10 protein-coding genes are annotated in these 11184 nt (G+C 63.6%); 1 reads left to right on the top strand and 9 read right to left on the bottom strand.

Features of this window, described 5'->3' with window-relative positions; genetic code table 11:
• The 5 genes from EOA28_RS11695 to EOA28_RS11675 form a co-directional block, all read right to left on the bottom strand.
• Positions 1-411, bottom strand: a 411-nt coding sequence (locus EOA28_RS11695) for a sugar phosphate nucleotidyltransferase (protein ID WP_148670691.1), incomplete at its 3' end; no start/stop codon positions are given.
• 29 nt (positions 412-440) lie between these two features.
• Positions 441-1427: a glycosyltransferase family 2 protein gene (locus tag EOA28_RS11690; RefSeq protein ID WP_127249368.1), complete on the bottom strand. Its 987-nt coding sequence runs from the start codon at positions 1425-1427 to the stop codon at positions 441-443.
• On the bottom strand, positions 1417-2355 hold the full coding sequence (locus tag EOA28_RS11685; RefSeq protein WP_127249367.1) for a glycosyltransferase family 2 protein: 939 nt from the start codon (positions 2353-2355) through the stop codon (positions 1417-1419). Before EOA28_RS11685 ends, EOA28_RS11690 begins: the two co-directional genes overlap by 11 nt.
• Positions 2355-3344: a glycosyltransferase family 2 protein gene (locus tag EOA28_RS11680; RefSeq protein WP_127249366.1), complete on the bottom strand. Its 990-nt coding sequence runs from the start codon at positions 3342-3344 to the stop codon at positions 2355-2357. The genes EOA28_RS11685 and EOA28_RS11680 overlap by 1 nt, the downstream gene beginning before the upstream one ends.
• A 23-nt stretch (positions 3345-3367) precedes the next feature.
• Positions 3368-4534 carry a glycosyl transferase family 1 gene (locus EOA28_RS11675; RefSeq protein WP_127249365.1) on the bottom strand — a complete coding sequence of 389 codons (1167 nt, stop codon included), beginning with the start codon at positions 4532-4534 and terminating at the stop codon, positions 3368-3370.
• Between the two features lie 270 nt (positions 4535-4804).
• Here EOA28_RS11675 and EOA28_RS11670 point away from each other — a divergent pair, with 270 nt between their 5' ends.
• Positions 4805-6190, top strand: a complete 1386-nt coding sequence (locus EOA28_RS11670) for a polysaccharide pyruvyl transferase family protein (protein ID WP_128314905.1) — start codon at positions 4805-4807, stop codon at positions 6188-6190.
• On the opposite strand, the gene EOA28_RS11665 is transcribed toward EOA28_RS11670, so the two are convergent.
• The 4 genes from EOA28_RS11665 to EOA28_RS11650 all read right to left on the bottom strand — a co-directional run.
• Positions 6086-7552, bottom strand: a complete 1467-nt coding sequence (locus EOA28_RS11665; protein WP_126079792.1) for a lipopolysaccharide biosynthesis protein — start codon at positions 7550-7552, stop codon at positions 6086-6088. The two genes, EOA28_RS11670 and EOA28_RS11665, sit on opposite strands and share 105 nt — an antisense overlap.
• Complete coding sequence (locus tag EOA28_RS11660; protein ID WP_127249363.1) at positions 7552-8718, bottom strand: glycosyltransferase; 1167 nt, start codon at positions 8716-8718, stop codon at positions 7552-7554. The genes EOA28_RS11665 and EOA28_RS11660 overlap by 1 nt, the downstream gene beginning before the upstream one ends.
• Positions 8719-9068: 350 nt before the next feature.
• A complete protein-coding gene (locus EOA28_RS11655; protein ID WP_126079794.1) occupies positions 9069-10151 on the bottom strand; it encodes a glycosyltransferase in 1083 nt (360 codons plus the stop codon).
• 35 nt (positions 10152-10186) lie between these two features.
• The coding region (locus EOA28_RS11650; RefSeq protein ID WP_148670690.1) for a UDP-glucose/GDP-mannose dehydrogenase family protein at positions 10187-11184 on the bottom strand (998 nt) is incomplete at its 5' end.

Here is an 11184-nt window from a genome sequence, read left to right as displayed (position 1 = left end):
GAAGGACACCATGTCGGGAAGCAGCAGCGCGAAGGGCTCGTTGCCGATCACGTCGCGAGCGCACCAGACGGCGTGACCGAGGCCCTGCGGCGACTGCTGGCGGATGAAGGAGGTGGCGCCGGCCACCGGCAGCAGGCTTTCCAGCGATTCGAGCTGCGCCTTCTTGCCGGTCTGTTCCAGCGTGCCGATCAGTTCAGGATGCAGGTCGAAATAGTCCTCGATAACCGCCTTGTTGCGGCCGGTGACGAAGACGATGTGCTCGATGCCGGCCTCGAACGCCTCGTCGACGGCATATTGCACGACGGGCTTGTCGACGACGGGAAGCATTTCCTTCGGCATGGACTTGGTTGCCGGCAGGAACCGCGTTCCGAGCCCCGCCACCGGGATGACTGCCTTCCTGACTTTCTGCATCTGGTCTTCCTTCTGAGAGAAAAAGATTTCTACCTATCGCCGGCTATCAAATCGCCCGCATGCTTCATCTCCCCGCCCCCACGGCGAACCTGCGCCGCAACCCTTCTGAGCCGGACCGCGATCGGCATCGACAAATGCCCGATCGCGGCCGGATCCCTGAGCGCCGCCCCGATTGCCTTGAGCGGCGCGCGCGCCTTGATGTGCTGGACCAGGGACAGGAACGACGCCGCCTTGCGCAGGCTGCGGCCGCGCCGGGCGAAGGCCGCCTTCGCGGTGCTGTCCATGGGATATGCCGCAGCGAAGGCGGCGTCGGCGCGCGTCATTGCCTCGACGTGGTGCAATTCGAGCACCCGTGAGATCGAGCCGGTGCGGATATGGTAGACATAACCGACGGTCGGCTCGACAGCGCAACGGCCACCGCTGGCCAGCGCGCTTGCAAGCAGAATGTAGTCCTCGCCGATGCGCAGCTTCTCGTCGTAGCGCAGCTTGTTGTCGTCGAGGAAGCGGCGCTGGAAGACCGGCTTGAGATAGCCGAGATTGAAGCGCGATTCGAAAACCAGATTGCCCTCGATATAATCGGCCAGCGAGATCTCGCTTAAGCCCTCGAGATAGCCTGCCGGGAACATGGTGTCGTCGGGCGTGCCGTCCTCGCGCACGACCTGGACATTGTCGACGGCGATTTGGGCGCCGGCCGCTTCCGCCCGCGCGATCATCGCCGCCATGCGGCCAGGAAGAACGGCGTCATCGGAATCCAGCACCGCCACCCAGCGGCCGCGCGCGAAATCGAGGCCGGCATTCCTGGCGCCGCCTGGTCCGCGATTCTGCGGCAACGCCACCACCTTGACGATGTCTTCAGGATAGGCGCGCGCCACATCCAGCGTGCCGTCGCGCGACTGGTCGTCGACGACGATGACCTCGACGATCACGCCCAGTTGCGCGATCGCGCCGGCGATGGCGCGGTCGAGAGTGGCCTCCGCATTGTAGGCGGCGATGACGAAGCTGACGTCAGGCTGCACGCTTGTTCCCTTGTTCTGGCGAAGTGAGGCCGTACTGGCGGATTTCACGGACGCCGACCAAACCGGAGACGACACCAACGTGCATAATGCCGCGCAGCACGCTGCGGTTCCGTCGCACCGGGCTGATCGCGGTCAAAACAGCCATGCCGAAGCAGTAAGCGGCCTTGGCCGAAGCCAGCCCGACCTGGCCGGCGCGGCGGATGCCGCCGGCGCCGTGGCCGATCAAATGGCCATGCGTCTGGCCGAAGCGGAAGCGGCGACGGCGCAGCCAATCGAACGCGGCCCTAGCGCGCGGCACGACCTCGTCGACGAAGGCTTGCGGCGCAAAGGCGATGCGGCCGCCGGCCTTGACCATGGCATCGAAGAACTCGGTATCCTCGCCGCCGGTCTGGCCGCGCGCCAGGCTGAAGCGCCGGCCGCGCAGGCTCGCGTCGGTCGTTCTGAGCAGGACGTTGCAGGTGTAACCGGTGCGGATCTCGCCGCGCACCCAGACCGGCAAGGTCGAGTGAAAGTCGCCCTTTTGCATCCAGTCCGGCGCGTCCTGGCGATAATGCGCCCGCACCGGCCCAAGCACCGCCGCGGCGCCGGTGGCGTCGGCTGTCGCCATCAACTCGACTAGCCAGCCAGGCGACGCCGTTTCGTCATCGTCGATGAAGGCGACGAAGTCCGACACGCTGGCGTCGAGGCAGGCGTTGCGGGCGATCGAGATATTGCGCGCCGGCGCGTGGCGATAGCGGACCGGCAGATTCAATTCCTCGGCCAGCGCCTTCACCAGCTTTTGGGCGCCTGGTTCATCGTCATTATCGGCAACGACGATGCCGATCTCCAAACCTTCAGGCTTCTCCAGGGCGGCGACGGAGCGCAGCGTGTCGGCCAGTTCAGGCCGGCGGAAGGTGCAGATGCAAATGTCGATCGAGCGGCCGGCCATCACGCCACCTCGCGCTGCGAGCGCGGCGTCAAAAGCTGCTGCCAGAAGCCGACGGACCAGCCGAAATGCATGACCATGGCTGAAACTCCGGCCAGCGCGATGCTGGCGTTGCGCTGGCGCACCGCCGTCAACAGGCCGTAGCCGAGGCATACCGCCGCCCACAAAAGGAATGGCACCGCCGCCAGCCAGTGGACGAAGGAGAACAGGGCCAACAGCACCACGGGCGCCACCAGCAGCGGGACCATCTGCCGGACCTTCGGCACCATGCGGTGCTTGAGCACATTCCTGGCGCGGCCGCGGCCATAGCCAAGATATTGGAGATAAAGGCTCTTCAGCGACGAGCGCGGATAGTAGACCATATGCGTCCTGCCGCTCATCCAGATGCGGTAGCCGGCCTGGCGCAGACGGTAGTCGAGCTCGGCGTCCTCGTTGTGGCTGAAGCTCTCGTCATAGCCGCCGGCATGGCTGAAAGCGGCGATGCGCATCAGCGCGTGGTGTCCGTGGTCGACCCATTCGCCCTCGGACATGTGCCGGTGCTTCGAGCCGCCGGTGCCAAGCTTGGAATTCTGCGCCGCCGCGACGGCCTTCTGCACGGCCCCGGTGCCGGCGGTCAGCATCGAAACGACAACCGAATCGGCGCCCGTGGCTAAAGCTTCCTCGACCAGCCGGTCGCAGTAGTCGTCCGGATAGCCGCCATGCGCGTCGATGCGGATGAGATAGTCGGCGCCTTCGCCGAGGGTCGCCACCGCCAGATTGATGGCAGCGCTTTGCAGGCGCTTCGGATTGGCGAGCAGGATGACCCGGGGATCCTTCGCCACGATCTTTTCGACGATGGCCTGCGTGCCGTCGCTGCTGCCGCCGTCCGCGACGACGATGCGCCCGTCGAGCCGTGCCGCCGCAGGCCGCAACCGGTCGAGCAGGCCGCCGATATGGGCCGCCTCGTTGAGGCAGGGAATGACAATCAGGATCGATGGATTTGCCTGCGTCATCGTTCTTTGCGCGTCCTTTGCCATCATGCCGCCGCCGCAAAAGCCGAAGGCATGGCGGTGAGGCCGCGCAGCTTTTCGACGAAGGCCGCGCAGTCGCTGCGGTCGTAGCTCCAGGTCCGTGGATTGCGCGCCAACACCCGCGACTTCAGGGCGCGGTATCTGTCCTGATCCATTCGGCCGAGCATCGCCTCAAGACCTTCGGGCGTCGCCTCGGACAGAAGCACGCCGATGTCCTGCCCTTTGAGGAACCGGCCGGTTTCGGTGCCGGCCATCGAAATCGGCACGGCGCCGAAGCGGCAGCCCTCGTAGAGGCGGTTGGGAAGCAGCCATTCGGAATTCTGGCCGGCTTCGAAGAAATCGATTGCCCAGGAGAAGTGCACCTCCCCGTAAATGGCCGCCATGTCCTCCGGATTGCGGTAAGGGCCACCGAACGAAAGCCAGGGCTCGGCCTCGACGAAACCATGAAAATCCGGAAATTCGGACAGCGCCGGACGGCCTCTGAGCACGACCTCGAAACGCCCCGCCTGCCGGCGGGTGAAGTCGGCCACCAGCTCCAGCGAGCGGCGGCAGCGCAGCGCACCGAACCAGCCGATCCGCCAGGGCGGCGTCGCCGGGCCGTCGTCCTCGAAAGAATGCGCGGCGACAACGGATGCCGCCTCGAAATATTTGTTCTCGATCAGCTCGACAGGCGCGCCGATCTGCCCGAAGGGCTCGAAATAATTGGCGATGAAGGCCGGCGAACTGGTCACCAGAAGCTTCACGTCGCGGGCGAGATGACGCTCGGCGCCGCGCAATGTCCTGCCGACAAGATCGTCGCGCAGCACCAGGCGATGGATATCGAGGCATTCATAGACGATAGGCACGTTCGCCCCGAGAGCGGCATTGGCGCGGCGGGCAAGCGCCAGCATTTCGAGATTGCGCGCGATGATGAGATCGGGCCTGGGCATGACGCCCAGTTTCGCACCGATCGACATGGCTGCCTTGGCGACCGCCCCGAGGCGCTGCGCGAATCGGCCGTCGCGTGTCGCGCCGAGGTCGACAGGCCTGCTACCCTCGATCTCGGCGACCGGACTGGCGGTGCGACGGAAGCCCGCCAGGGTGACCCCGGCGCCTCCTGCCTTGAGCATTTGGACCCTGCGGCGCACTGCCGGGTCGGATACGTCATGCACAAGGTACAAGACATGCAGCATGAAACTCGACCGATGTTCGGCCCACCCATCGGGGATGCTAGTACAGCTTTTGCTGCATCGCAACAATTTTGGTGCGGCGTAGCGAAGCGCATTGCGCTTTTTGTTGCACTGCAAAAACCCTGAGCTTAAGTTATCCTCGGCAACGGTTGGCGACCGGTCGGTCGTCGGAAGGGTGGCGGCGAGCGCACAGGCACAGCGAATCGACATACCGGCATTTGGGCGACAAGGGGGCCGCCTTTTTCGGAAACCTGCCCAAGATGAGGAGATGCGATGAAGATCATCGTCGAGAACACGGTCTGCCTGAACACGGGAGACGCAGCGATCCTGCTGGCCATTCGCCACATTCTGAGGACTGTCGCCGGCGACGGCTTGCGCTTTTTCGTCTTCGACAGCCAGCCCGAGGTCGCCGCGAGGCTCTATCCAAAGAAGGATTACCCCGACCTGGAATTTCACAAGCTCCTGTCGGAGACCCTCTTCCGCTACCCTTCGGGAAGCGGTGTGAAAGATCGGCTCAAGCCGCACTACAACCGGCTGGTCCACAAGGTGCTGCGGAATTTCGGCTCTGACAGCCTTCTCGGCCGCGCTTTTTTCAAGGAGAGCGACCGCCGCGGCCTCGATATCTACCAGAACGCCGACCTCGTGGTCACGACTGGCGGCACCTATCTGGTTGAGAACTACAACCTTGAACGGCGACTGAACCAGTTCCGCCTGGATGCGGCCATCGGCAAGGATCCCGTATTCTTCACGCAGTCCCTCGGTCCGTTCAACAAACCTTACAATCGACACGAACTGAGCCCGATTTTCGATCGCAGTCAGCTCATCCTGCTGCGCGACGAGCGCTCCCGCCACCACATAGCGGACATGGTCAAGGAGCCGGGCAAATGTCACGTGGTGGCCGATGCCGTGTTTGCCCTTGCCGACACGGACGGCATCGGCAAGCGGCTCGCCTCGGCTCAGCCGCCTGCGCAGACCGGCCGCGTCGCGATTTCCGTCCGCCACTGGAACTACGTCAATGACGGCCAAGACGGGATGCGCCGCTATATCGATTCGGTACGCGAGATCGCGACCATCCTTGTCCGGGACCATGGCAAGCAGGTGACCTTTGTCTCCACCTGCCAGGGCGTTCCGGAATATGCCCATGACGATTCCAAGACAGCACGCAAGATCGTCGCCGAGCTCGATCCAGAAATTGCGAGGAATGTCAGCGTGGACGCTTCATTCCACACCCCCGAGCAACTGATGGCTCTGGTCAAGGGTTTCGACTTCGTCGTCGCGACCCGCATGCACATGATGATCATGTCGCTCTGCGTGGGAACGCCTGTGCTTCCGATCGCCTATGAGTTCAAGACCAAGGAAGTCGCCAAGAGGATCGGTGTTGCTGATCTGCTGCTCGATATCGACACTGTCACCCCGCCGGAGGCGGCCGAAAAGCTCGGCCGGTTCGTCGGCAAGCTTGAAGACTACCGCCGCACCATCCTCCAAGCCGTGCTCGAGGAACATGCTTCGGCGATGTCTGCCGCGGAGTTGCTGAAGCCTCTCATGGCCAAGGCATCAGCGCAGATTGCGCGCGATGTTGGCAAGCGTGGTGAGCAGTATCCTGCGCGGCTGGGGGAAGATCGCCATAAGGACGAAGGCAAGCCCGTAGTCGAGGCATAAAGCCAGGACGACGGCGAGAAGGTCCGACTGGCCGGTAAGGGACGCTGGCAGGCCGAGATAGGCGAGCCAGGCAAGCAGGGACGATGCAATGAAAAGGCCCTGCATGATCAGGAAGTCCCCTGCCGTCACCGGCCCGACGCGGTGGATCATGACCGCGAGCACCGGCACGCGCAGAACGTAGCCGCTGATCGCGTAGGCGGCCGCGACGCCGACGGCGCCCCAATGCAGGCCGACGACAAAAGAGGCCACGGTGGTGAGCGACGAGTAGGCGCCCCACTGGAACATGGCCTTTGTCTTGCCCTGGCAGATGAATATCCAGCCGGTGGTGCTCGATACGGATTGCATCAGGCTGGCGATGCCCAGCCACGCGAAGATTGGCGCCACGGCGGTCCAGCGCGGCCCGAAGAGAAGCGCGACCACCTGCTCGGAAGTCAATGTCAGCGCCGCGATGCCGGGCATGGTCACGGCCGCCAGCATCCAGTTGGTGCGCACGTACAGATCGCGGAACCGCACCTTGTCCTCGTGGATGCGGCTGAGCAACGGCACCATCACGCGCGTCAGCGGCTGGGTGATGTTTTGCAGCGGAAACAGGAGAAGTTTGTAGGCCCGGTCATAGTAGCCAAGCTCGATCGCTCCGGAATATTTCCCGATCAGGATGTTGTCGAGATTGCGTGAAAAGAAGTTGACGAGATTGAAGCCGGTCAGATTGGCGCCGAACGACAGGATCTCGCTCTCGACCCTGAAGTCCGGACGCGACGGCGTCCAGCGCACCACCAGCCATGCGGCGCCGAGCGCAACGACCGCCGCCACGGCCGGCCCCAGCACCAACGACCAGTATCCCATTCCCGCCCAGGCCGCGATGGCGGCAGCAACAAGACCGGCGGCCGCCGTTATGACATCGTTGAAGGCCAGCTGGCCGAACTGCAGGTGACGGTTCATCAAGGCGAGCGGGACGGCTGCGATGCTGCCGAGAAGCAACGGCAGCGCGGAGGCGACCGTGATGCCTAACATGCGCTGATCGCCGTAGAAGCCGGCAATGGCCGGGGCCAATGCCGCCACTACCACCGCGCTGCCCAATCCGACCAGCGCGCTTATCCAGAACACCTGATTGAGCTGCCTGTCGCTGATGTCCTTGCGCTGGACAAGAGCCTGCTGCAGCCCGAGATTTTGCAGAAGCCCGACAAAGGCGACGATCGGCCCGACCGACGCCACAAGGCCGAAATCTTCCGGCAGCAGCAGCCGGGCAAGGATGATGACCGAGAGGAACTGGATCACCATCTTGAAACCCTGGGCACCGGCAGTGACCAGCCCGCCGCGCAGGGCGACGCGTCCGAACTGCGGCAGGGGCGGGTTAGCGTTCATCAGTGTGCTCTCGTTCCAGCCAGTTCAATCGCAATCCGTGCGAACCGCTGGTTCAGCACGTCGGCATTGAAGTCTGTTTCTATCTTGCGCCGCGCGGCGATCGCGATCGGCTCGCACAGGACCGGGTTGTCGGCGACCCAGACGAGTTTGGCGGCCAACGCCGCAACGTCCCGTTCCGGCGCGAGGAAGCCGGTTTTCCCGTCCTCGATCAGTTCGGGTATCCCTGAATGGTAGGTGCTGACCACCGTCAGTCCGGCAGCCATCGCCTCCATCAGGGCGACCGGGATGCCTTCGAGGTCGCCGTTGTGGGCGCTTACGCTGGGCAGCACGAAGACATGCGCGTCCCGCAAGCGCTGCTTGACCTCCGCATGCGGCCTGGGGCCGAGGAAATCGACGCGCCCGGCGATGCCGAGCTCGGCGGCCAGTCGTTTCAATTGCTCCAGCAATTCGCCGGCGCCGATCACCGAATAGTTCCAGTCATCACGCGGCAGCCTGGCCAGCGCGCGAAGCGCATATTCAACGCCTTTTTTTTCGGTCAGACGACAGACCGAAATGAACGACAGCGTCTCATTCTTCCAGGATCGCCACCGGTATTCTATCTCGCCGGGTCGAACGCCCATATGGTGCACGACGACCTCGCCCGGCGGGGCGCCGACCTCGATAAGGGCATCGCGAAAGAAGGCATTCACCGGCATCTGGAGGACGCCGTTCTCGAACACCGTCCTGTAGCGCGCCAGCGTGTTGTCATGCATCGGGCCGCCGACGTCGTTGCCGTGGAAGACGGTCACCAGCGGCGCGGAAATCCGCCCACGCTTGATGACACGCGCCACCCGCAAGCCGTTCGTGCCGAAATGCGCGACGATGACATCAGCCTTGTGCAATTTGCGCGCGTACAGGAGGTCGATGGCGGTCGAGAGCTTGTCCCAAGACTTGCCTGACCATTTCCTCAGCAAGGGTCGATAACGGCCGAGCCAGCCCCACCAGCACACGACTTTGCCGGGCAGACCCTTCCAGCGCCGATCGTCGACATTGACGTCCTTGCCGAAGGTCGTCTCGTTGCAGACGACCCCGACTTCCATGCCGCGCTCGAGGCAGCCTGCTATCTGGTCAAGGACAAAGGTCTCCGACAGGGAGGGGAACTTGTCGACGACGAAGCATATCCTCATTCTCGGCCCGCGCCCACGCCGGGATTCATCGGGCAGCCCGCCCACAACCAGGCCTGAACAAGGCAACCGGCCTTGCCCGCGGACTTCGGCGCGGCGTCTTCAGCCGTCAGGAAAAGTCGCACGACAGGGGCAACTGGATGGGAATCGTACTTGAGGCACACGACATGCAGCATTCATTCGACCGCTGTTGGCCCACCCGATGGGGATGGTAGTATAGGAATTGCTGCACTGCAACATTTCTGATGCAGCGCATTTGACTTTTCGTCCCGCGCCCGCGTTGGCACGAATTGTTGCATGCGACATAAACCGTTGCGAAGTGCCGGTTTCGCCTCGTGTCGCGGCAGTCCCGCTCAGGAGGCCTTGCGAAGGGACTGTCCTTCGACAGCACGATTCAGAACGTCCATGAACGTCGCGAACTGGTTGTCGGGGTTCATCTGCGGCCGCTCCGCAAACAGGCGAGCCGCCGCGGACATCCTGTCGTAATCGGCCTTGTCGGTCCATAGCCGCCGGATGGCAGCCACCCAGTCGGCGAGCGGAGCATCGTAATCCAGTATCACGCCGCCGTTGCCGATCGCTTCCGGGAGACCGCCGCGCCGGGATCCGACAACGGGAATGCCGCTGCAATGCGCCTCCGACGCGACCCTGCCCCAGGCTTCTTCCCATTTGCTGGGAGCAAGCAGGATCTTCGTGCGGCCGTAGACCGTCTTCATGTCGCTGGTACGGCTCTCGAGGACGGCATTGCCGAGCGAAGCAAGCGTCCGCTCGATCTCGGCCCGGTGATCGTCGTCGAGCATCCAGCTCTCAACGAACAGGAACGGGATTTCCGCGCATTCGCGGGCAATTTGGACGGCCAGTTCGAAACCCTTCTCGTTGTAAGGATTGATCATCGTCACGAACTCGCCGGTCGTCGGCGTGCTGTAGAAGGCAGGATTGATCGTGGGTGGAATCACCGTGGATTCAATGCCGAACTTCTCCTTGTAGGCACGAGCGGTGAATTCCGAATTGGCGATGTAGAGCGCGGACTCCAATTCGCGCGGGTCGCCGGCCAGTTCATCGAACTCGACGTTGCGCAGGTAAACGACCAGGGGCACGCCGAGGGCCTGCAATTCCTTGCCGATCGGCACGGATTTGTGACACTGGACGACCGCGACGTCGGACCGCAATCGCTCGATCGCGAAGCCCGCCGCCTCCCACGGGAACCATGCCCGCACGACGGGATAGCCTGGGAACGTATCGATGACGGCGCGCTGGCGGAGCAGCTTCATCTTGGCGCGCGCCTTGAAGCCGAAAAAGCCGTCGCCGAACAAAGCGGCAAGCACCGAGGCCTCGTGGCCATGCTCGCGCAACTGCTCGACCAGATGATGCGTGCTCGACTGAACGCCACCGCTAAATTGCGGCGTGTAGCCGCTGCCGCCCGCAAACAGAACTTTCATAGTCTAGGCTCCTTGCTGTGCCCGCGCGGGCATCGTCATGCCGCCATCCTGCCGATCGAGAAATACTCGATGCCGTAGCGCGCGATCACCTTCGGATCGTAGAGGTTGCGGCCATCGAAGATGACCGGCGTGGTCAGCGAATCCTTGAGCGCGTCGAAGGACGGCGCGCGGAAGCTCTTCCATTCAGTGCAAATCAAAAGCGCGTCGGCGCCGCGCAGCGCCGCCTCCTTGGTGCCGCAGAGCAGCAGGTCCTCGCGCAGGCCGTAGATGGCCTGGCACTCCTGCATCGCCTCCGGATCATAGGCCTGCACCTTGGCGCCGGCCGCCCACAGCGCTTCCATCAGCGTGCGCGACGGCGCCTCGCGCATGTCGTCGGTGTTGGGCTTGAAGGCCAGCCCCCAGACGGCGAACGTCTTGCCCCTGAGCGCGCCTTTGAAATAGTGGTTGACCTTGTCGAACAGCACCGACTTTTGCGCATTGTTGCGCTCCTCGACGGCGCGCAGCAGCTTGGCGTCGAACTTGACGCCCTCGGCGGTCTTGATCAGCGCGCGCACGTCCTTCGGGAAGCACGAACCGCCATAGCCGAGGCCGGGATAGATGAAGTGGTAGCCGATGCGCGGATCCGAGCCGATGCCCTTGCGCACCTCCTCGATGTCGGCCCCCAGCTGTTCGGCAAGATTGGCCATCTCGTTCATGAAGCTGATCTTGGTCGCCAGCATGCAGTTGGCGGCGTATTTGGTGAATTCGGCGCTACGCACGTCCATCACGATCATCTTCTCGTGGTTGCGGTTGAACGGCGCATAGAGCTCGCGCATCACCATCTCGGTATCCTCGCTGGACGTGCCGACGATGATGCGGTCCGGCTTCATGCAATCAGCGACCGCCGAGCCTTCCTTGAGGAATTCGGGGTTCGAGGCGACGTCGAAGGCGAGGTCCTCGCGGCCGCGCTTCTTCAGCGTTTCGGCGATCCTGGCCTTCACCTTTTCGCAAGTGCCGACCGGCACCGTCGACTTGCCGACGACAATCTTAGCGC

This window comes from Mesorhizobium sp. M2A.F.Ca.ET.067.02.1.1, from assembly GCF_004023285.1.
GTDB lineage: Bacteria > Pseudomonadota > Alphaproteobacteria > Rhizobiales > Rhizobiaceae > Mesorhizobium.
This window is presented reverse-complemented; position numbering and strand designations above follow the sequence as displayed.

Coding starts and splice junctions, on each gene's coding strand:
- EOA28_RS11675 (WP_127249365.1), bottom strand. CDS start 4,534: ATGCTGCATGTCTTGTACCTTGTGCATGACGTATCCGACCCGGCAGTG.
- EOA28_RS11670 (WP_128314905.1), top strand. CDS start 4,805: ATGAAGATCATCGTCGAGAACACGGTCTGCCTGAACACGGGAGACGCA.
- EOA28_RS11660 (WP_127249363.1), bottom strand. CDS start 8,718: ATGAGGATATGCTTCGTCGTCGACAAGTTCCCCTCCCTGTCGGAGACC.
- EOA28_RS11685 (WP_127249367.1), bottom strand. CDS start 2,355: ATGGCCGGCCGCTCGATCGACATTTGCATCTGCACCTTCCGCCGGCCT.
- EOA28_RS11680 (WP_127249366.1), bottom strand. CDS start 3,344: ATGACGCAGGCAAATCCATCGATCCTGATTGTCATTCCCTGCCTCAAC.
- EOA28_RS11655 (WP_126079794.1), bottom strand. CDS start 10,151: ATGAAAGTTCTGTTTGCGGGCGGCAGCGGCTACACGCCGCAATTTAGC.
- EOA28_RS11665 (WP_126079792.1), bottom strand. CDS start 7,552: ATGAACGCTAACCCGCCCCTGCCGCAGTTCGGACGCGTCGCCCTGCGC.